At 74.4% G+C, this 19277-nt stretch carries 17 protein-coding genes; 3 read left to right on the top strand and 14 right to left on the bottom strand.

Going from position 1 to position 19277, the window contains the following annotated elements; all coding sequences use genetic code 11:
• Nucleotides 1–123 precede the first annotated feature (123 nt).
• The 4 genes from FHS34_RS03870 to FHS34_RS03855 are packed head-to-tail and all read right to left on the bottom strand — an operon-like array spanning nt 124 to nt 4218.
• Nucleotides 124–738, bottom strand: a complete 615-nt coding sequence (locus FHS34_RS03870; RefSeq protein ID WP_184960971.1) for a TetR/AcrR family transcriptional regulator — start codon at nt 736–738, stop codon at nt 124–126.
• 30 nt (nt 739–768) lie between these two features.
• Nucleotides 769–1746: a small ribosomal subunit Rsm22 family protein gene (locus FHS34_RS03865; RefSeq protein ID WP_184960969.1), complete on the bottom strand. Its 978-nt coding sequence runs from the start codon at nt 1744–1746 to the stop codon at nt 769–771.
• Between the two features lie 49 nt (nt 1747–1795).
• Nucleotides 1796–2977, bottom strand: a complete 1182-nt coding sequence (locus tag FHS34_RS03860) for a serine hydrolase domain-containing protein (protein WP_184960967.1) — start codon at nt 2975–2977, stop codon at nt 1796–1798.
• Nucleotides 2917–4218, bottom strand: a complete 1302-nt coding sequence (locus FHS34_RS03855) for a multidrug effflux MFS transporter (RefSeq protein WP_184960965.1) — start codon at nt 4216–4218, stop codon at nt 2917–2919. Before FHS34_RS03855 ends, FHS34_RS03860 begins: the two co-directional genes overlap by 61 nt.
• 87 nt (nt 4219–4305) lie before the next feature.
• On the opposite strand from FHS34_RS03855, the gene FHS34_RS03850 reads away from it, so the two are divergent.
• Nucleotides 4306–5322 (top strand): Gfo/Idh/MocA family protein, encoded by a 1017-nt coding sequence (locus FHS34_RS03850; protein WP_184961349.1) that lies wholly within the window; start codon nt 4306–4308, stop codon nt 5320–5322.
• A gap of 56 nt (nt 5323–5378) precedes the next feature.
• Nucleotides 5379–6137 carry an SDR family oxidoreductase gene (locus FHS34_RS03845; RefSeq protein ID WP_184960962.1) on the top strand — a complete coding sequence of 253 codons (759 nt, stop codon included), beginning with the start codon at nt 5379–5381 and terminating at the stop codon, nt 6135–6137.
• Between the two features lie 292 nt (nt 6138–6429).
• Here FHS34_RS03845 and FHS34_RS03840 read toward each other — a convergent pair whose 3' ends face one another.
• Both FHS34_RS03840 and FHS34_RS03835 read right to left on the bottom strand, forming a co-directional pair.
• On the bottom strand, nt 6430–7638 hold the full coding sequence (locus FHS34_RS03840) for a D-alanyl-D-alanine carboxypeptidase family protein (RefSeq protein ID WP_184960960.1): 1209 nt from the start codon (nt 7636–7638) through the stop codon (nt 6430–6432).
• Nucleotides 7639–7821: 183 nt separating this feature from the next.
• Complete coding sequence (locus FHS34_RS03835; protein WP_184960958.1) at nt 7822–8148, bottom strand: nuclear transport factor 2 family protein; 327 nt, start codon at nt 8146–8148, stop codon at nt 7822–7824.
• 136 nt (nt 8149–8284) lie between these two features.
• On the opposite strand from FHS34_RS03835, the gene FHS34_RS03830 reads away from it, so the two are divergent.
• A complete protein-coding gene (locus tag FHS34_RS03830; protein ID WP_184960956.1) occupies nt 8285–8830 on the top strand; it encodes a DoxX family membrane protein in 546 nt (181 codons plus the stop codon).
• A gap of 64 nt (nt 8831–8894) precedes the next feature.
• Here FHS34_RS03830 and FHS34_RS03825 read toward each other — a convergent pair whose 3' ends face one another.
• From FHS34_RS03825 to FHS34_RS03790, 8 genes are read right to left on the bottom strand one after another with little or no spacing between them, the layout of a single operon-like run.
• The gene (locus FHS34_RS03825; RefSeq protein ID WP_184960954.1) at nt 8895–9452 is read right to left on the bottom strand and encodes an NADPH-dependent FMN reductase; all 558 of its coding nucleotides are present in this window, start codon (nt 9450–9452) and stop codon (nt 8895–8897) included.
• Between the two features lie 5 nt (nt 9453–9457).
• A complete protein-coding gene (locus FHS34_RS03820; RefSeq protein WP_184960952.1) occupies nt 9458–10693 on the bottom strand; it encodes a cytochrome P450 family protein in 1236 nt (411 codons plus the stop codon).
• Between the two features lie 38 nt (nt 10694–10731).
• Nucleotides 10732–11925, bottom strand: a complete 1194-nt coding sequence (locus tag FHS34_RS03815) for a cytochrome P450 (protein ID WP_184960950.1) — start codon at nt 11923–11925, stop codon at nt 10732–10734.
• A gap of 53 nt (nt 11926–11978) precedes the next feature.
• Complete coding sequence (locus FHS34_RS03810; protein ID WP_184960948.1) at nt 11979–12254, bottom strand: acyl carrier protein; 276 nt, start codon at nt 12252–12254, stop codon at nt 11979–11981.
• A gap of 18 nt (nt 12255–12272) precedes the next feature.
• Complete coding sequence (locus FHS34_RS03805) at nt 12273–14138, bottom strand: acyl-CoA dehydrogenase family protein (RefSeq protein ID WP_184960945.1); 1866 nt, start codon at nt 14136–14138, stop codon at nt 12273–12275.
• Nucleotides 14135–15823: an acyl-CoA dehydrogenase family protein gene (locus FHS34_RS03800; RefSeq protein WP_184960943.1), complete on the bottom strand. Its 1689-nt coding sequence runs from the start codon at nt 15821–15823 to the stop codon at nt 14135–14137. Before FHS34_RS03800 ends, FHS34_RS03805 begins: the two co-directional genes overlap by 4 nt.
• Nucleotides 15820–17577, bottom strand: coding sequence for a fatty acyl-AMP ligase (locus FHS34_RS03795; RefSeq protein ID WP_184960941.1), 1758 nt, complete (start codon nt 17575–17577; stop codon nt 15820–15822). Before FHS34_RS03795 ends, FHS34_RS03800 begins: the two co-directional genes overlap by 4 nt.
• Nucleotides 17574–19277 carry a thioester reductase domain-containing protein gene (locus FHS34_RS03790; protein ID WP_225817433.1) on the bottom strand — a complete coding sequence of 568 codons (1704 nt, stop codon included), beginning with the start codon at nt 19275–19277 and terminating at the stop codon, nt 17574–17576. Before FHS34_RS03790 ends, FHS34_RS03795 begins: the two co-directional genes overlap by 4 nt.

The following is a 19277-nucleotide window of genomic DNA, read 5'->3' as shown; positions in this document are numbered from 1 at the left end:
CTGGTGTGCGGACAGCATGCCTTATCGTCCCATCTTCGCGTGCTTCGGGGGGCCGCAGGACGGTTCAGGCGGAACGGGACGAGACGTACCTCACAGCCGCCGGGACGGGTGGGCGGGTGGGGATCAGCGGGGTGCGAGGCCGTGCAGCGCGTACTCGACCAGGGTGTCCGTGTAGTCGTACGAGATCGGCCCTGTTCGCTGCAGCCACCGCTGGGCGAGGGGGGAGACGAACAGTTCGAGGGCGATCCGGGGATCGACGTCGCGCCGTACCGCCCCGGTGTCCTGCGCCGCGCGCAACCGGTGGACGTACAGCTGCAGTTGCGGTTCGAGGAGCTTGGTCACGAACTCGCGGCCGAGCTGCTCGTTGACCAGACCTTCCGCGGCCAGCGCCCGTGAGGGCGCCTCGAAGCGCGGGTCGAGCAGCTCGTCCACGGTGGCCCGCAGCACCGCCTTGAGGTCGGCGGCCAGGTCACCGGTGTCCGGGAGGCTGTACGGCTCGTGCCCCGCCGCCTGGGCCGCCTGCTCGGCGAGGTCCAGGAACGCCTCCAGCAGTACGTCCGCCTTGGAGGACCACCACCGGTAGATGGTCTGCTTGCCGACCCCGGCCCGGGCGGCGATGCCCTCGACGGTGGTCCTGGGGTAGCCGACCTCCCCCACCAGGGAGAGGGCCGCTTCGTAGATCGCCCGGCGGGACTTCTCGCTGCGGCGGGTGGCGTCGGGGGCGGGCTTGTTGACCATGGGGTCGAAAGTAACAAGCGTCGGGGACGGTTACGACACGGAGCCGTACGGCGGCCAGGCGTCCCCCCAGTCGGCGTCCCGGGCCGCCTTGTACAGGTCGCCGTGGCGCTTGGTGACCGTGGTGCGGCGCAGCTGCTCCTCGGCCTCGCACAGGTCGAGCAGCACCTGGCCCTTGCGGATCTGCGGGCGCCGGACCACCCGGGCGGGGGCCGGTTCGGCGGGCAGCCGGGTGGCGGCGACGTAGGAGAACTTCTCGTCCTCGTAGGCCAGGGAGCCGCCCTTGACCTGGCGGTGCAGGGAGGAGCGGCCGACCCGGGCGGAGAAGTGGCACCAGTCCGTGCCGGGCACGATGGGGCAGGCGGCGCTGTGCGGGCAGGGGGCGGCGATCCGGAAGCCGGCCCGGACGAGCCGGTCGCGGGCCTCGATGACGCGGTCGTAGCCGGCCGGGGTGCCGGCCTCGACGATCACGACGCTCTGCGCGGCGCCGGCGGCGGCGTCGACGAGGGCGGCCCGGTCGGCCCCGGAGAGTTCGTTGAGGACGTACGACACCGTGACCAGGTCGGTGGCGTCCAGGGTGAGGTCCGCGCCGATCCGGGCGCGCTGCCAGCGGGCGCCCCGCAAGGAGGGGTGGGCGGCGGCGATCTCCCGGCCGAGGGCGAGCGCGGGCTCGGCCCAGTCCAGCACGGTGACGCCGCGCTCGCCGGGCCAGGTGGTCGTGACGGCCCAGGTGGCGGCGCCGGTGCCGCCGCCGACGTCGACATGGCTGCCGGGCGTCCAGCCGGGGACGGTGTCGGCGAACGCCTCCAGCGCGGAGCGGACCGCCTCGAAGGTGGCGGGCATGCGGTAGGCGGCGTAGGCGGCGACGTCGGCGCGGTCGCGGAGGATCGGCGCGTGGGTGGGGGTGGCTCCGCGGTAGTTGGCGATCAGCCGGTCCACGGCGGCGGCCACCTCCGTGGGGGGCAGGCCGTCGAGCAGCTCGGCCAGTGCGGTGCGGAGGGGGTCGTTCACCCGCTGATTCTATGGCGCCCGGAGCCGGTGCCGGCCTGCCGGGGGCGGCTCAGATCACCGCCCGCGCCAGTCTCGTCGCCAGTGCCGCTCTCGGTGTGCTGTCCGGGGGGCGGCGGCTGGGGTGGACCCTGTTGGCCAGCAGGATCAGGAACGTGTCCGTCGCCGGGTCCAGGACCAGGGACGTGCCGGTGAAGCCGGTGTGGCCGGCCGCGCCGCGGCCCGCCAGCTCGCCCATGAACCACGGCTGGTCCAGGGCGAAGCCCAGCCCGGGCGGGGTGAACAGCAGTTCCACGAAGTCGGGGCCGAGGATGCGCGCGGGGCCGTAGGAGCCGCCGCAGAGCAGGGCGCGGCAGAAGACGGCGAGGTCGTGCGCGGTGGAGAACAGGCCCGCGTGACCGGCGACCCCGCCGAGCGCCCAGGCGTTCTCGTCGTGGACCACGCCCCGCAGCATGCCCCGGTCGGCCTTGGCCCACGGCCGCCGCTGGTCCTCGGTGGCCGCCGCGCCGGGGCAGGGCCCGAAGGCGGTGGCGGTCATGCCGAGCGGCCGGGTGATGCCGTCCTGCACGAGGACGTCGAGGGGGCGGCCGGTGATGCGCTCCAGCACGGACTGGAGCAGGAGCATGTTCAGGTCCGAGTACATGTACCGGCCCGGCTCGCCGGCGGGTGCCTCGGCGCGCAGCAGGTCCAGCCGGCCGGCGTCGTCCGGGCAGTCGTAGAGGGGCAGTTCGGGGCGGAGCCCGGAGGTGTGGGTGAGCAGCTGCCGGACCGTGACGCCGAACGCGGCGGCGGCGTAGAAGTCGGGAAGGTAGTCGCCGACGCGGGCGTCGATGCCGAGGGTGCCGCGCTCGATCTGCTGCACGGCGGCGACGGAGGTGAACAGCTTGGTGAGGGAGGCCAGGTCGAAGGGGGTGGAGACGGTGACCGGGACCCGGGCGGGGGGCGGCAGTTCGACGCCGGCGCCGGTGCCGGGGTCGTGGGCGGCGTAGCGCACCGCCCAGCCGGCGGCCTCGGCCACGGCGATCACGGGCCCGCGGCCGGCCAGCACGACGGCGCCGGACGCCCAGGGGTGTGCGCCGGCGGTGAGGGCGTGCGCCTCGGCCACCAGGTGTCCGAGCTCGACGGGGTCGAGCCCGGCCCGCTCCGGTGTGCCGGCGCGCAGTCTCGGTGCGCTCAGTTCCCGTCTCCTTCCGGCCCCGCACGGGCGGTGTCCCGTGACCTCCAGGGACGGCACATTCCCACGAAGCAGGCCGTCGCGACCAGTGCTCCCGCCAGCTGGACCACGGCCATGGGCACGGCGGTGTGGTCTCCGGCGACGCCCACGAGCGGCGAGGCGACCGCGCCGACGAGGAAGGAGGTGGTGCCGAGCAGCGCGGAGGCCGAGCCGGCGGCGTGCCGGGTGCGCAGCAGGGCGAGGGACTGGGCGTTGGGCAGGGTGATGCCCATGGCGGACATCAGCACGAACAGGGCGGCGGCGATCGGGGCGAGGCCGGTGTCGCCGAGGACGCCGGTGGACAGCAGGAGCAGGGCGGTCGCCGCGAGCACGATCACCGCCAGGCCGGCCGCGAGGACCTTGTCCAGGCTGACCCGCCCCACCAGCACCTTGCCGTTGATCTGTCCCGCGATCATCAGGCCGACCGAGTTGACGCCGAACAGCAGGCTGAAGGTCTGCGGGGAGGCGCCGTAGATCTCCTGGATCACGAAGGGCGAGGCGGATATGTAGGCGAACAGCGCGGCGAAGGCGAAGCCGCCGGCGAGCGTGTAGCCGGTGAAGGGGAGGTCGGCGAGCAGGCCGCGCATGGCGCGCAGCGTCTGGCCGATCCCGCCGTCGTGCCGGTCCGCGGGCGGCAGTGTCTCGGGCAGCCGCCGCCAGACGACGGCGGCGAGCAGGGCGCCGACGACGGTGAGGACCACGAAGACGCCCCGCCAGTCCGTCACCCGCAGGATCTGTCCGCCGATCAGCGGGGCCACGACGGGGGCGACCCCGGAGATCAGCATGAGGGTGGAGAAGAAACGCGCCATGGCCACGCCGTCGTACAGGTCACGTACGACGGCCCGGGCGATGACGATGCCGGCGGCTCCGGCGAGGCCCTGGGCCAGCCGGAAGGCGACCAGGGTCTCCACGTTCGGCGCGAAGGCGCACAGGGCGGTGGCGAGGAGGTAGACGGCGAGGCCGGCCAGGAGCGGGCGGCGGCGGCCCCAGCGGTCGCTCATCGGGCCCACGATCAGCTGCCCGAGTGCCATGCCGGCCAGGCAGGCGGTGAGGGTGAGCTGGACGGTGGCGGCGGGGGCGTGCAGGGAGCGGGTGACCTCCGGAAGGGACGGGAGGTACATGTCCATGGCGAGCGGGGGTGTGGCGGTGAGGCCGCCGAGGACGAGGGTGACGAGCAGGCCGGTACGGCGGGTGGCGGCCGGGTGCCGGGCGGCGGACGGGTGTCCCGTTCCCGGTGCCGGTACCGCCGCGTGCTCGGTCATGCGTCCCTCCCTCTCGTTCTGAGCAGGCACCTATGCTCTCAGCTCGTACACACTGCCGAGGCACACATGAGCGAGGGCGGGGCGGCGATGGCGGAGCGGGGCGTGCGGTGGGGGATCCTGGCGACCGGCGGGATCGCGGCGGCGTTCGCCGCGGATCTGGTCGACCTGCCGGACGCGGAGATCGTGGCGGTGGCGTCGCGCCGGCGGGAGTCGGCGGAGGCGTTCGCGGAGCGTTTCGGGGTGGCGCGGGCGTACGGCGACTGGGAGTCGCTGGCGGCGGACGAGGGCGTCGACGTCGTGTACGTGGCCACCCCGCACACGGCGCACCGGGCGGCGGCCGGACTCTGTCTGGAGGCGGGACGGAACGTGCTGTGCGAGAAGCCGTTCACGCTGAACCTGCGCGAGGCGGAGGAGCTCGTCGCGCTGGCCCGGGAACACGGCCGCTTCCTGATGGAGGCGATGTGGATGTACTGCAATCCGCTGGTGCGGCGGCTGAAGGCGCTGGTCGAGGCGGGGGCGATCGGGGAAGTGCGGTCCGTGCACGCCGATTTCGGGCTGGCCGGCCCCTTCCCTCCGGCGCACCGGCTGCGGGATCCGGCGCTGGGCGGCGGGGCGCTGCTGGACCTCGGGGTGTACCCGGTGTCGTTCGCGCAGCTGCTGCTGGGCGAGCCGGACGGCATCGCGGCGAGCGCGGTGCTGTCGCCGGAGGGCGTCGACCTGCAGACGGGTGCCGTGCTGTCGTGGGAGAGCGGCGCGCTGGCCTCGGTGCACTGCTCGATCACCGGCGGTACGGCGGTCACCGCCTCGGTCACGGGTTCGCGGGGCCGGATCGACGTCCCGGCCGGCTTCTTCCATCCGGACCGGTTCGTGCTGCACCGGGACGGCCGCGAACCGGAGGAGTTCACGGCCGGCCCGGCCGACGGGCCGCGGACCAGCCTGCGGCACGAGGCGCGGGAGGTCATGCGGGCGCTGCGGGCGGGTGAGAAGGAGTCGCCACTGGTGCCGCTGGAGGGCACGCTCGCGGTGATGCGCACGCTGGACGCGGTGCGGGAGCGGATCGGGGTGCGGTATCCGGGGGAAGCGGGGGCCGTTCTCGCCCGGTAACCGTATGGCGGACATCCGATTCCGCATGACGGACTTCGCGCCTAGGCTGCGGAACCATGACTGACAGGGAATCGAAGATCGCGGTGGTGACGGGGGCCGGCTCCGGGATCGGGCGGGCCGTCGCCGTGGAGCTGCTGCGCAATGGCTGGTCGGTGGCGCTGGCGGGCCGGCGGGCCGGGACGCTGGAGGAGACGGCGGCCCTGGTCCCGGGGGCCGCCTCGCTCGCCGTGCGCACCGACGTGTCCCGACCGGAGGACGTGGAGGCGCTGTTCGCGGCGGCCGTGGAGCGGTTCGGCCGGGTGGATCTGCTGTTCAACAACGCGGGGACGTTCGGTCCGGGCGGGGTGCCCGTGGAGGATCTGCCCTACGACGCCTGGCGGCACGTGGTGGACACCAATCTCAACGGGGCGTTCCTGTGCGCCCAGGCGGCCTACCGGCGGATGAAGGAGCAGGACCCGCAGGGCGGCCGGATCATCAACAACGGCTCCGTCTCGGCCCACTCGCCCCGCCCGCACTCGGTCGCCTACACCGCGACCAAGCACGCGCTGACCGGCCTGACCAAGTCGCTGTCCCTGGACGGGCGGCCGTACCGGATCGCGGTCGGCCAGCTCGACATCGGCAACGCGGCGACCGACATGACGTCCCGGATGCAGACCGGCGCGCTCCAGGCGAACGGGGAGGTAACCCCGGAACCGGTGATGGACGTGGCCGATGTGGCGCGCACGGTACGGCACATGGCCGAGCTGCCGCTGGAGGCGAACGTGCAGTTCGCGACGGTACTGGCGACGGCGATGCCGTACATCGGGCGGGGCTGAGCGGTCCTCCCCCGCGCGCACAACCGGAATTTGAACGTCCGCGGTATTGCAACCGGTCGCGGACGTGTGCTCAACTTTCCTCCACCAGAGCTTCACAGTTGAAACACGGTAGTTCCGCGGCCACTCCGAGGGGGGCGGCGGCGGCCGTTCCACCGGACCGGACTCGGGGGCGGACTCGCGGCGACGACCACGGTCCGCACGCCGGTGGGTGGAACGGCCGCCGCACACACCGTCCGGCGCGGCACACCGTCCGGCGCGGCACACCGCCCGGCGCGGCGCACCGCCCGGCGGCTCAGCTCCGCTCGCCGTCCCCGCCGTCGCTCTCGACGCCCCGGCCGGACCCGCCGTTCCCCGCTCCGCCGGCCGCCGGCCGTGCCCTGCGCCGGCGCAGGGCCCAGAGCCCGGCGCCCAGCAGGGCGGCCGCCCCGGCCGTGCCCTCCGCCAGGTGCCACGCCGAACCGCCCCCGGCCGCCGAGCCGGGCGCGCCGGCCGCCGCCCGCACGGCCTCCCCCTCCGGTGCCGGGCTCGCGCCCGCCCCGCCCTCGCCGAGCGGCTGCACCAGCGTGCCCACGGCCCGGGCCGAACGCCCGTGCGTGAAGCCCCAGTCGAGCAGCGCGGCGGTGTGCTCGTAGACGGCGTTGCCGCCGGCGTCGGGGTGCATCACGGTGACCAGGAGGGTGCGTCCGCCACGGGTGGCCGCGCCGGTGAAGGTGTTGCCGGCGTGACTGGTGTAGCCGTTCTTCACACCGATCAGGCCGTCGTACGTCTCCATGCCCCATGCCCCGGTCAGCAGCCGGTCGGTGTTCTGGATCTGGAAGGTCTTCTTGCCGCCCGCCGGGAAGTCGGCGGTCCTGGTGCCGCAGTAGCCGCGGAAGTCGGCGTCCTTCAGGCCCTGGCGGGCGAACAGCGTGAGGTCGTACGCCGAGGAGATCTGCCCCTTGTGGTCGAAGCCGTCGGGGCTGACCACATGGGTGTCCAGGGCCTGCAGCTCCTCGGCCCTGGCCTGCATCTCGGCGACCGTCCCGGCGATGCCGCCGTTCATGTGGGACAGCACGTGCACGGCGTCGTTGCCGGAGCGCAGGAACACGCCCTGCCACAGCTGCTCGACGGTGTAGGTGAGGCCGGGCTTGATACCGACCAGGCTGGAGCCGGCCGGGACGTCGGCGAGGTCGGCGTCGGTGACCCGGTACCGCCGGGCACGGTCGAACTTCTTCAGCACGGTGTCCGCGAACAGCATCTTCAGCGTGGACGCGGGCGCCAGCCGCCGGTGCGCGTTGAAGGAGGCGATGACCTCCCCGCTCGCACAGTCGGCGACCAGCCAGGAGCGGGCGGTCAGTTTCTTGGGCAGGCCGGAGGCACCACGCACCTGGACACCGCCGCGGGCCAGACGCTCGCCGCCGATGACCGTGGCCGCGGCGGCCTCGGTGGCCGTGGACAAGGGAAGCGCGGCGGCCGCCAGCCCGAGGGCGGCACGCCGGCTGAGCCGGGAACATTCACGCACCCGGGGACGGTACACCGCGTCGAGCAGGGGTTTCGTGACCGAAGGGCCGGAACGGCCAGAACGGGCGGGATTTTACGGCCACATGAAAATCCGATGATGCACAGTGGTGCGGCACTCGGCGCATCGCGCGCGTGCCGTACGGCCGTGCGGCCGTGCGGTCCCGCGCGGGGTCTTCACGCCCGGTTACGCCTGTCCGGTCTCGAACCGCGAGATCCGTCCGTCGTCCTCGACGGTGAAGGACCACTTGGTGCGCATCTCGCCCCAGGCGTCGTTGCTGTAGCGGGCCAGCAGGGTACGGCCGCCGTTCGACTCGTTGTCGACGTCCATGTGCCCGTGCGACGAGAAGATCTCCCGGTCGATCCAGTCGGCGAGATCCCGGTCGGAGCCGTCGTCGGCCATGGTCGCGCCGGGCGCGAGCAGGGACATGAAGCCCTCGCGGTCGTGGGAGTTGACGGCGTGGACGAAGGCGCGGACGGCCGGGTCGCTGAGCTTGGCTGGCTGAATCGTCATGGCGTCAGGCTCACACCGCTCACCCCGGTCCGCCACCCGAACGGCAGCCAGGACGCGCCGGGCGGCCCCGTCGGTGCGAGGGTGGGGGCACGGGAGAGACCCGTCCGCCTGTCCGCCTGTCTGCCGGGGAGTCACCGTGAGCTGTTACGACCGACGCGATCTGGGCCTGCTCCTGCTCCGGCTGGGCACCGGCGGGGTACTGGCGGCGCACGGCGCGCAGAAGCTGTTCGGCTGGTTCGGCGGGCACGGCCTGGAGGGCACCGGCCAGTTCATGGAGTCCGTCGGCTACGCGCCCGGCAGGGCGAGCGCCACGGCGGCGGGCCTGGCGGAGGCGGGCGGCGGCACGCTGCTGGCGCTGGGCCTCGCGACCCCGGCCGCGGGCGCGGCGGCGGCCGGTGCGATGGCGGGGGCCGCGGCGGTGCACGCGCCCAACGGCTTCTTCGCCCAGGAGGGCGGCTACGAACACGCGGCGAGCCTGGGCCTGGCCGCGGCCGGCCTCGCCGTCGCCGGCCCGGGCCGGCTCTCCCTCGACCACGCCCTCGGGCACGTCTTCGACCGCGGCTGGATGGTCCCGGTCGCCCTCGGCGTCACCGCGGCGGCCACCGCCGTGGTGGTGGGGGCTCGCAACCGGCGGGTGCGGCGGAGCGCGGAGGGCGAGCAGGAGGCCCTGTTCGAGGAGTGAGGCGGCGCACAGGGGTCCCCGGAACGTTCGGGAACCCCTGTCGGCTGTCTTCGTCGGCCGTCGGTCAGGACGCGAAGCTGCCGTCGGCCTCGCGGGCCTCGACGACGGCGGCGGCGAGGTCGTCCAGGAGAGCGGCCAGGGCCGCCCGGGTCGGCTCGTCGGTGACCCGGCCGTCCGCGATCTTCAGGGTGGCCTGCGGTATGCGCAGGTCCTGCGGGATCACCTGGGCGCCCATCACGGTGAGCGTCTCCGCCAGCCAGGCCCGGGCCCGGTCGCCGCCGGTCACCGCGGGGGACGCGCTCGCCAGGGCCACCGGCTTGCCGCCGATCTCACCCCCGCCGACCAGCCACTCCAGGGCGTTCTTCAGCACCCCCGAGGTGCCGTGGGCGTACTCCGGGGTCACGATCAGCAGACCGTCCGCCGCGCCGACCGCGGCCCGCAGCTCCGCCACGATCCCGGGCAGCGCGGTCATCTCGACGTCGGCGTCGAAGAACGGCAGCCGGCCCAGGCCCGGGTCGACGACGAGTTCGCGCGGGGGCAGGGTCAGCTCCGCGGCCGAGCGCAGCACGGCCGCGTTCAGCGATCCGGATCGCAGACTTCCGCACAGACCAAGGATTCTCATGTCGATCAGCCTACGTTTTCGAAGGACACGGGCAGGGAGGAAAGCGCCCGGGAGACGGTGGAGGAGCGGTAGGCGGGCTCGCCGGCCAGGGCCAGGCCCGGCAGCCTCTCGAAGACCAGCGGGACCGCGATCCGTGCTTCCAGACGGGCCAGCGGCGCGCCCAGGCAGTGGTGGATTCCGTGGCCGAAGGCGAGATGCGCGCGCTCGCCGCGGGTGATGTCGAACTCCTCGCCGCCCGGGAAACGGTCCTGGTCGCGGTCGGCGGCGGCGACGCTCAGCGCCACGGCCTCGCCGGCCGGGACGGTGACGTCGCCGATGGTGACCGGCTTGCGGGTGAAGCGCCAGATGGCGTTCTGGATCGGGCCGTCCCAGCGCAGCACCTCCTCCACGGCGTCCGGCCAGCGCTCCGGTTCCCGCCGCAGCAGGTCGAGTTGACCGGGGTGGCGGAGCAGGGCCAGCACGCTGCTGCCGAGCAGGTTGACGGTGGTCTCGTGGCCGGCGGAGAGCAGCAGCGCCAGCATCGAGACGAGTTCGTCCTCGCTGAGCCAGTCGTCCTCGTCGCGGGCGGCGACGAGGGCCGAGGTGAGGTCGTCCCCGCTCCCGGTGCGCTTGCGGGCGACGAGGGCGCGCAGGTAGTCGTGGACCTCCTGGAAGGCGGCCATGGCGGCGTCCCGGCTGTCCTCGTCGTTGCTCATCACCGCCTCCACCGCGCGCCGCAGCCGCTCCCCGTCCTCGGCGGGCACGTCCAGCAGGTGCCGGACCACCTCCATCGGCAGCAGGGCCGCGAACTCGGTGGTCAGGTCGGCGCGCCCCGCCCGCTCGCCGTCGCGCCCGAGGAGGTCGTCGAGCAGCCGGTTCGCGGTGGCCTCGATGCTCGGCGCGAGGGCCTCGATCCGGCGGGGGGTGAAGCCCTTGGAGACCAGCGACCGCAGCCGGGTGTGCCGGGGCGGGTCCGACACCAGCATGGAGTCGCCCATGCCGATGACCACGTCACCGGTGACCGGGACCCGCTGTTCCCGGAAGGCGGTCCAGGTGGCCGCCATGTCCTTGGAGTAGGAGTCGTTGTCGAGGAAGGCCCGGCGGCAGTCCTCGTAGCCGGTGAGCAGCCATGCCTCGACACCGCCGGGCAGGGTGACGCGGTGTACCCGGCCCTCCTCGCGCAGGGCGGCGTACACGGGGTAGGGGTCGGCGACGAACGCCGGGGTGAACAGGGCACCGGCGGCGTGCGGACATGCGGTCACGGGGGGGTTCCTTCGGATGGGGGTCGGCGGGTCCTGGGTCACCAGGTGACGGGGAGTTCTCGGACTCCGTAGAGCACCATGTCGTGCCGGAAGGGCAGTTCCTCGACGGTCTTGACGGGGCGCAGTCCGGGCAGGCGGCGGAAGAGGCCGCCGAAGACCTCGGTGAGTTCGACCCGGGCGAGGGTGGCGCCCACGCACTTGTGGAAGCCGTGGCCGAAGGCGAGGTGCTTGCCGGTGTTCTCGCGGTGGATGTCGAAGGTGTCGGCGTTCTCGAAGACGGCCTCGTCGCGGTTGGCGGCGTTCAGCATCACCAGGACACCGTCCCCGGCGCGGATCTGCCGGCCGCCGACGAGCACGTCCTCGGTGGCGGCGCGCGGCAGTCCGGCGTGGTTGATGGACAGGTAGCGCAGCAGCTCCTCGACCGCGCCCGGCAGCAGGGCGGCGTTCTTCTTCAACTCGTCCAGCTGGTCGGGGTGTTCGAAGAGGGTGACGGTGCCGATGCCGATCATCTGGGCCATCGTGTCGTAGCCGGCGAGCAGCAACAGGGCCGCCATGCCGACGAGTTCCTCGTGGTTGAGGCCGCCCTCGGCGGAGCGGGCGACCATGCGGCCGAACAGGTCCTCGGAGGGGCGCTGTTCCTTGGCGGTGACCAGCCGGTCGAAGTAGCCCATCAGCTCGGTGGCCGCCTGGACGGCCTGTTCGGGGGTGCTCGTGCGGTCCAGGACGGTGTCGGTGAGCCGTACGAACAGCTCGTGGTCCTCGAAGGGGACACCGAGGATCTCGCAGATGGTCATGGCGGCCATGGGCAGCGCGAACTCGCGGACCAGGTCGGCGGAGCGGCGGCCGTCCGCGCTCATCCGGTCGACCAGGCCGTCCAGGATGCGCCGCATGACGGGCCGCAGCGCCTCCATCTGGTTGATGAGGAACTCCCGGGTCACGGTGCGGCGCAGGCGTCCGTGGTCCGGCGGGTCGGCCTGCATGAAGAAGCCGGCGGGCGGGGGCACGTCACCGGTGACGTAGGTGGGGAATCCGGGGGTGCGCGGGTCGGAGCTGAAGGCGCGGTGGGTGAGCACGGCGCGGACGTCCTCGTGGCGGGTGACGACCCACGCGGTGTCGCCGCGGGGGGTGCGCACCTGGAACACCGGGCGTTCGGCGCTGAGCGCGCGGTACTGGGGCGGCGGGTCGAGCGGATGCTCGCGCGGCATCGGGAATTCGGGCAGAAGGGCGGTCATCGCGGCGGCTCCGGGCTGGGCGGGCGGGACGGCGGGGGTGGCGGGCGGGCGGCTCAGCGCGCGGCGATCAGCGTGAGCAGGGCCTCGGCGAGCGGGGCGAGGGAGGTGTTGTCCCACATGACGGTGGGCTCCACCTCGATGCCGTACTGGTCCTCTATCTCGGCGCACAGGCCGAACACGTAGACGGAGTCCAGGCCGTAGTCGTTGAGCGGGACGTCGGCGTCGATCTCCTCGGCGGGCCGGCCGGTCTGGGCCGCGACGCGGTCGCGCAGCCAGTCGACCAGCTCGGCGGCGGTCGGCTGGGCGGTCTGGGTGGTCAGCTCGGTCATGGGTGCTCCTGGCGGCGGTCAGGCCCCGGTGGGGCGGCGGTCGAGGTCGAAGGTGAGTCCGGCGTCGAGGCGCCGGCCGAGTTCGGCGTACAGGGGCTCGGCGAGCCGCGGCGGCAGCGGCTCGCGGTGGTGGTCGAGGTGGCTGCCGAGCCGGTGCAGCACGGCGAGCGTGACGGCCGGATCCGCGGCACTGCCGGCGGCCTCGGCGGGCCGGTTCCACCAGGTGTTCAGGCATGCCGAGGCGGCCAGGACGCCGGTCCAGCGGGCGGTCAGCCCGAAGGCGTACGGGGGTGCGTCGGGCCCGATGAGGGTGGGGGCCAGGCCGGACGCGTCGGCGGTGAGTTCCGCCAGCCGCGCGCACCAGGCGCGGCCCGACCCGGCGAGCGGGTCGTCCGGGGCGGCAGAGGCGGTGGCGACGACGAGGGAGCGGGCCAGCGGGTCGCGCCCGGCGGCCGAGACGGCCAGGTCGGCGAAGCGCAGCGGAGGCAGTGGCCGGCCGGCGCGGAAGGTGTCCGCGGGCAGCGGGTCGGCCGTGTCGGCGCGCCAGCCGCGGCGGGCGGTGAGCGGCAGCTGCGCCAGCAGCGCGGACTGGCAGGAGACCCGGGAGGCGTGCCCGAACGCCGATGGCTGCACGTCCCGCAGCAGCTTCTGGAACAGCGGCTGTTCCCCGGCGCGCAGATAGAACTGGGAGCCGAGCAGTTCGGACAGCCGCTGGACGGCGCGGATGAGGACGGTCGGGACGAAGGACTTCACGGCGCTCGCGTAGACGCCGGCCTGGGCGGGCGCGGTGTGGGCGGCCCGGGCGGCGACCGTGGTAAAGGTGTCCGCGAGCAGCAGGTCGGCGAAGGTCTCGGCGAGGATCGTCCGGGACAGCGGCAGGTCCGCGGCCCGGCCGCCGTACAGGGTGCGTCCACGGGCGCCGCGCAGGGCGGTGCGCAGGGCGGTGTCGAGCAGGCCGATGGTCATGCCGGGCAGGGCGACGCGGGTGAGCTGGAAGGAGCGCAGGGCGGTTTCGACGCCCTGACCGGGACGGCCCACCACACTGTCGTCGGGTACGGGACAGTCGGTGAACTCGATACCGCCGAGCTGGACCCCGCGCATGCCGACGGTGGGGTACCGGTCCAGGTGCCGTACCGCCGCGGCGGGCAGGTCGGCGGTGTCGAACAGCAGCTGGGAGTGGCTGCGGCTGCCGTGGGCGGGGTCGGTGCGGGCGAAGAGGACCACGGTCTCGGCGCGCCGCAGGTTGGCGACGACCTCCTTGCGGCCGTTCAGGCGCAGCCGGCCGTCGGGACCGGGCAGGGCGGTGAGGCCGGCCCGGGTGAAGTCGTTGCCATGGTCCAGCTCGTGGTAGGCGCAGGCCGCCCGGCCGCCGGAGAGCAGCCGGCCGGCCAGCCGCTCCCGCTGTCCGGTGCTGCCGGCCGTCCACACGTTGACGGCGGCCATGAAGGAGCCGGCACCGTAGCCGAGACCGAGGCAGGGGTCGCGCCGGTAGACGGCCCGCATGACCCGCACCAGGTCGTCCAGCTGCTCGAACCGGCCGCCCAGGTCCCGGGGGACGAAGTGGGCGTTCAGTCCGAACCGGGTCAGCAGGTCCTCACCGGCGGCGAGCATCCCGGCGCGGTCGTCGGCGGCGAGCACCGCGTTCCGGCCCACCGGGTTCGCCGGGTCGCCCGCGTCTCCGAACAGCCGCTCCAGACGGTCGACGTCCGCCGGGCGACCGGCGGCCTCCGGGCAGCCGGTGCCCTCCGGGTAGCCGGTGGCTTCCGGCCGGGGGGTGGCTTCCCTGGGGTCGGCGTCTTCCGGGCGGCCCGCCTCCGGGGCGCCGGCCGGCCCGGTCCCGGTCCCGGGCCGGGGTGCCGTGTCCGCGGAACGCGCCGAGGTCATGCGATCAGCTCCTTCGCCGGGTCCGCGAGCGTCTCCAGCACGGTTTCGTACGCCTCCAGGGGTGCCTCGTGGCCCGGCCGGAGGAGTTCCAGGGCCCGTTCCATCGCCGCCGTGAGCGAGCTGACCCGCCGCGGGTCGCCCGGGTCGGCGAGGAGCAGGTGGACGGCCGCGGCGCCCGCGAAGCAGCGTTCGTAGCGGCGGGCGGTCTCGAAGGCCTCGGCGGGTGTGCCGCGGCCGGCCGGGAGCGGCGCGGCCATGGCCGCGGCGACGGCCGCCGCCTCCTCGGCCAGCGCGCGGGCCAGCTCGGGCACGCGCGGCGGTACGGCCCCGGCGGCGGCGAGCGCGGCGAGCCGGCCGGCGGCGCCGGGCAGGGCCTGCACCGCGCTGCACCCGGTACGGCTGAACAGGCGCAGCGCCCCGGGGTCGAGCGGCGGGACGGGCTCCGCGCCGACGGTGGCGGCGAGGCCCTCGGCGTCGTGGGTGCCCTTGCGGTGCAGCCGGGCGAGCACCGGGAACTGGTTGATCAGCAAGGCGCGGTTCACCGCCGTACTGCCGTCGAAGATGGCGACGATCCGGTGATCGCGCTCCAGCTTCTGGAACGCGCCGTCCGCATGGTGCTCGGTCAGGAACCCGCGCGCTCCGAGGAGCTCGGCCAGATCGTCGACGGCCAGCTGGACGATCTCCGGCACACCGGCCTTGACCAGGGCCGACACCACGCTCATCTCCCCGGTCAGGCAGTGCGCGGCCCGGGCCGCCAGCAGTGCGGCGGCGTCGGCGAGGGCGAGCGAGGCCGCGGCCCGCCCGAGCACCCGGCGGGCCAGCGGCAGCCGCAGCAGCGTGGTCCCGTACATGGCGCGCCCGGCGGCGAAGGCGTGGGCCAGCCGCAGGGCGTGCTCGCCGGCGCCGAGCGACAGGGAGGTGCACACGGTCCGGGTCAGCTGCAGGGAACGCAGGACGACGTCCAGGCCGTCGCCGGCCGCGCCGGTCAGGGCGTCGGCGGGCACCTCGGCGCCGGTGAAGCGGATGCCGCTGATGTCGGCGCCGCGGATGCCGTGCGTCGGCTCCTTGGGCAGCGGACTCCAACTGCCCGCCGCCAGGGCCGCCTTGTCCACCAGGAGCAGTCCGAAGCCGCGCGGGCCGCCCTCGGGGGCGGTCCGGGCCAGCACCGAGATCAGGTCGCCGCGGGTGGCGTTGTTGATGGGCCACTTGGCGCCGTCGAGCCGCCGGCCGCCGTCGGCCGTGGTTTCGGCGGTCAGTTCGCCGGCCAGCAGGTCGCTGCCGTGGCCCGGTTCGGTCAGGCCCCAGGAGACCACCGCGCCGTCCAGCACCCGGCGGGCGAGGGCCCGCCGCTGCTCGTCGGTGCCGGCCACCCAGGTCGGCACCGAGCCGAGGAACGTCTTGCCGTGCGCGACGGCGACGGTCACGTCCCGGCGGGCCACCGTGCGCAGCGCGGCGACCAGTTCGGGCAGTCCGCCGGGGACGCCGCCCAGTTCGGCCGGCACATAGGCACGGGCCGTGCCGCAGTCGTCCAGGACGGCGCAGGCCGCGGCGGGGAACTCCTCCCGGGCGTCGAGCCGGGAGCCGGTCGCCGGGTGGAAGGGGCCGCCGGGCGCCGCGGCCTCCTCGATCGCGGTGTCCAGGGCACCGGGCAGCCCGGTGGGCCAGCGGGCCGCGCCGCCGCTCACGCAGGGACCTCGCCGAGCAGCGCGCGCACCGCGGGCTCCAGGTCGGCGTGGAGCGGGGTGAGCGCGCCGTCGAGGAACAGCCGCCGCATCTCGGAGCGCTGCACCTTGCCGCTGGTCGTCTTGCGGACGGATCCGGGCCGCAGCAGCACCAGGCCGGCCGTGCGCACCCCGAACTCCTGGTAGACGGTGGTCCGCAGGTCCCGGGCCAGCTGCCGGAACTGCTCGTCGGTGAACCGGCCGCGGATCTCGTGCAGGACCACGACCTCCTCCTGCGGCACGGACACGGTGAACGCCGTGCCGGCGAGCGTGGCCAGCTCCGGGTGGCGGCGGCGCAGTTCGTGCTCGATGTCCTGGGGGTAGAGGTTGCGGCCGTGCACGATCAGCAGGTCCTTGCTGCGGCCCGTCACATAGATCTCGCCGTCCACCAGGGCACCCAGGTCGCCGGTGCGCAGGAACGGTCCCTCGCCGTCGGCGGTGCGGGCGCCGAAGGTCTCCTCGGTGGCCTCCGGGCGCCCCCAGTAGCCCGCGGCCACGCTGGGGCCGCGCAGCCAGATCTCACCCGTGGTGCCGTCGGGCAGCACCGTGCCGTCGGCCGGGTCGACGACGCGTACGTCGAAGTCCGGTACGTTCCCGCAGCCCACCAGCTCGCGGACCGGGCCGTCGGGCAGCGGGGGCTGCAGGACGTGCTTCTCCAGGGCGTCGGAGTCGACGGGCTCGATCCGGGGCGGCCGGCCGGCCAGGCCGGAGACGTACACGGTGGCTTCGGCCATGCCGTAGCAGGGGGCCAGGGCCTCGGCGCGGAACCCGGCGGCGGCGAAGCGCTCGGCGAAGTCCCGCAGCGTGGAGGCCTGGATGGGCTCGGAGCCGTTGGCCGCGAACCGCCACCGCGAGAGGTCCAGCTGGGCCAGCTGGGCGTCGGTGACCCGGCGCACGCACAGCTCGTAGGCGAAGTTGGGGGCGGCCGAGTAGCCCACGTCGTAGCGGTCGAGGAGGCTGAGCCACTGGTGCGGGCGCTTGAGGAAGGCCATCGGGGACATCAGCGCACAGCTGCTGCCCAGGAAGAGGCTGGGCAGCAGCTGCCCCATCAGGCCCATGTCGTGGTACAGCGGGATCCAGCCGCCGAAGTTGGTGTCGGCGGTCAGGCCGAGGGCGCCGCGCAGGCTGTCGGCGTTGTGCAGCAGATTGCGGTGGTCGACCATGACGCCCTTGGGGTCGCCGGTCGAGCCGGAGGTGTACTGCAGCAGGACCAGGTCGCCGGGGCCGGCCTCCGGGTCGCGCCAGCGGTCGGCGGCGCCGAAGTCGGCGGTGTCGCTGGCCGCCACGGTGAAGTCCAGGCCCTCGGACTCGATCCAGCGGCGGGCCTCGTCCAGCTGCCCGGTGTCGGTGAGCGCGACGCTCACGCCGGCGTCCAGCGCGATGCCGGTGACCCGGCGCTGCTGGTACTGGAACTGGCCGGGCATCGGCGAGGGCACGGCGACCGTGCCGGCGTACAGGCAGCCCAGGAAGGCGGTGACGAAGGGCAGGCCCGGCGGGTGCAGCAGCAGGACGCGGTCGCCGGGCGCGCAGCACTCCTGGAGCCAGGAGGCGACGCGGCGCGCCTCGGCGTCGAGGGCCGCGTAGTCGAGGGTGCGGGCGCCGTCGGCCGCGTCGTGGTCGTGGACGAAGGTGACCGCGGCGCGGCCGGGCCGCTCGGCGGCGTGCCGGCGCAGGAGGTGCAGGGCGGTGGGCTCGTCCAGGAGGGAGGGCTGGGTCACGGGGCTGTCCTCTCGGCGCGCGCGGGCAGGAAGCGGGTGGCTTCGAAATGGTCGAGGTAGCGGCCGACCAGCTCGCGCTCGGGCGGCAGGCAAGCGATGTCCGAACCGGTCAGCGCCGCCCGCAGGTTGGTGGTGTCGAAGACGGGGCGGCTGCCCCGGTAGCCGAGGTCCTCGGCGGGCTGTTCGGCGTCGAACAGCGGCAGGAACCGGGCGAGTTCGTTCTCCTCGCCGCGTTCCACGGCCCGGGTCAGCTCGGCGTACCAGTCGGCGTACGACAGCCGGCGCAGCGGGTAGCCGCACTCGGCGAGCAGCTCGACGAGCCGGTTCCAGGCGAGCGGGTGGCCGCCGGGCAGGTTGAAGGAGGTGCCGTGCCGGCCGCCGCCCAGGGCGATGTGGGCGACGGCGGCGGCGCAGAAGTCGACGGGGGTCATCTCCAGGAAGACGTCGAACTCCAGGGCGGCGCCGAGCTGTACGCAGCCCTTGAGGGTGGCGTTGAGGAAGGTGTCCTCGGCGCAGGCGCCGGTGGTCTGGGCGCCGGTGATCTGGCCGGGCCGGTAGACGCAGGTGGGCAGGCCGCGTTCGTGGGCCTGGGCCATCATGCGGTCGCCGACCCACTTGGTCTGCCGGTAGCCGCCGACCACGCCCTCGGGGTCCGTGGCCGCGTCCTCCGCCCACCGGTGGTCGCCGGGACGGCCCGGGTAGACGGCGAGGGAGGAGATGTAGTGCACCGGCTTGATCCGGTGGCGGGCGGCGAGCCGCAGCACTTCCTGGGTGCCGAGCACGTTGACGGGCTTGAGCCTGCGGTACGGCAGGGCGTAGCTGGACCAGGCGCCGTTGTGGACGATCATCTCGACGTCCCGGGCGAGCCGCAGCCAGGTGTCGTGGTCGAGGCCGAAGTAGGGCCGGGCGAGGTCGCCGGGCACTCCGGTGAACCGTGTCTCGTCGCCGTCGCGCCAGACGCCGTACAGCTCCATGGCGGCCCGCACCCGGCCGGCCGCCTGTCCGGGCGTGTCGGCGCGGACCAGGACGTACAGGTGGGCGTCGGACCGGTCGAGCAGCTCGCGCATCAGGAACGCCCCGGTGTACCCGGTGCCGCCGGTGAGCAGCACGGTCCGGTACGGCGTGACGGCGGGCGGCAGGGCGTCCGCGGCCGGGGTGATGTCGGCGGGCAGGACGGCCTCGGCCGCCAGGTCCGCGCCGGCGATCGACCGCGGGTGCCGGCCGCTGTCGCCGGTGGCCGCGGGGCCGTCCTGGGCGTCGAGGTGGCGGGCCAGGCGCTCCAGGGTGGGGTGGTCGAACAGGCCGCGCAGGTTCACCTGGAGGCCGGTCGCCGCCCGCAGCCGGGCCGCCATCTGGGCGGCGGCGAGGGAGTCGCCGCCCAGCTCGAAGAAGTTGTCCTTCAGGCCGACGCGCCCGACGCCGAGCAGGTCGGCCCAGATCTCGGCGAGCCGGATCTCCAGGGGGGTCACCGGGGCGACGTAGGCGGTGCCGGTGCTCTCGCCGTCCGGCACCGCCGGGAGCCGGCCGCGGTCCACCTTGCCGTTGGGCAGTTTGGGCAGTTCGGGCAGGACGACGAACCGGGACGGGACCATCGCCTCGGGCAGCTGTTCGGCGGCGAACTCGCGCAGCCGGGTACGGAAGGCGGCCCAGGCCGTCTGGGCCAGCGGATCGTTGGCCAGGGGCGGGGTGGATGCGTTCAC

Source organism: Streptomyces echinatus (assembly GCF_014203595.1).
Classification (GTDB): domain Bacteria; phylum Actinomycetota; class Actinomycetes; order Streptomycetales; family Streptomycetaceae; genus Streptomyces; species Streptomyces echinatus.
Note: the sequence above shows the minus strand (reverse complement) of the source record. Positions and strands in the feature narration are given on the sequence as shown.

Coding starts and splice junctions, on each gene's coding strand:
- FHS34_RS03870 (WP_184960971.1), bottom strand. CDS start 738: ATGGTCAACAAGCCCGCCCCCGACGCCACCCGCCGCAGCGAGAAGTCC.
- FHS34_RS03845 (WP_184960962.1), top strand. CDS start 5,379: ATGACTGACAGGGAATCGAAGATCGCGGTGGTGACGGGGGCCGGCTCC.
- FHS34_RS03825 (WP_184960954.1), bottom strand. CDS start 9,452: ATGAGAATCCTTGGTCTGTGCGGAAGTCTGCGATCCGGATCGCTGAAC.
- FHS34_RS03850 (WP_184961349.1), top strand. CDS start 4,306: ATGGCGGAGCGGGGCGTGCGGTGGGGGATCCTGGCGACCGGCGGGATC.
- FHS34_RS03815 (WP_184960950.1), bottom strand. CDS start 11,925: ATGACCGCCCTTCTGCCCGAATTCCCGATGCCGCGCGAGCATCCGCTC.
- FHS34_RS03810 (WP_184960948.1), bottom strand. CDS start 12,254: ATGACCGAGCTGACCACCCAGACCGCCCAGCCGACCGCCGCCGAGCTG.
- FHS34_RS03835 (WP_184960958.1), bottom strand. CDS start 8,148: ATGACGATTCAGCCAGCCAAGCTCAGCGACCCGGCCGTCCGCGCCTTC.
- FHS34_RS03805 (WP_184960945.1), bottom strand. CDS start 14,138: ATGACCTCGGCGCGTTCCGCGGACACGGCACCCCGGCCCGGGACCGGG.
- FHS34_RS03855 (WP_184960965.1), bottom strand. CDS start 4,218: ATGACCGAGCACGCGGCGGTACCGGCACCGGGAACGGGACACCCGTCC.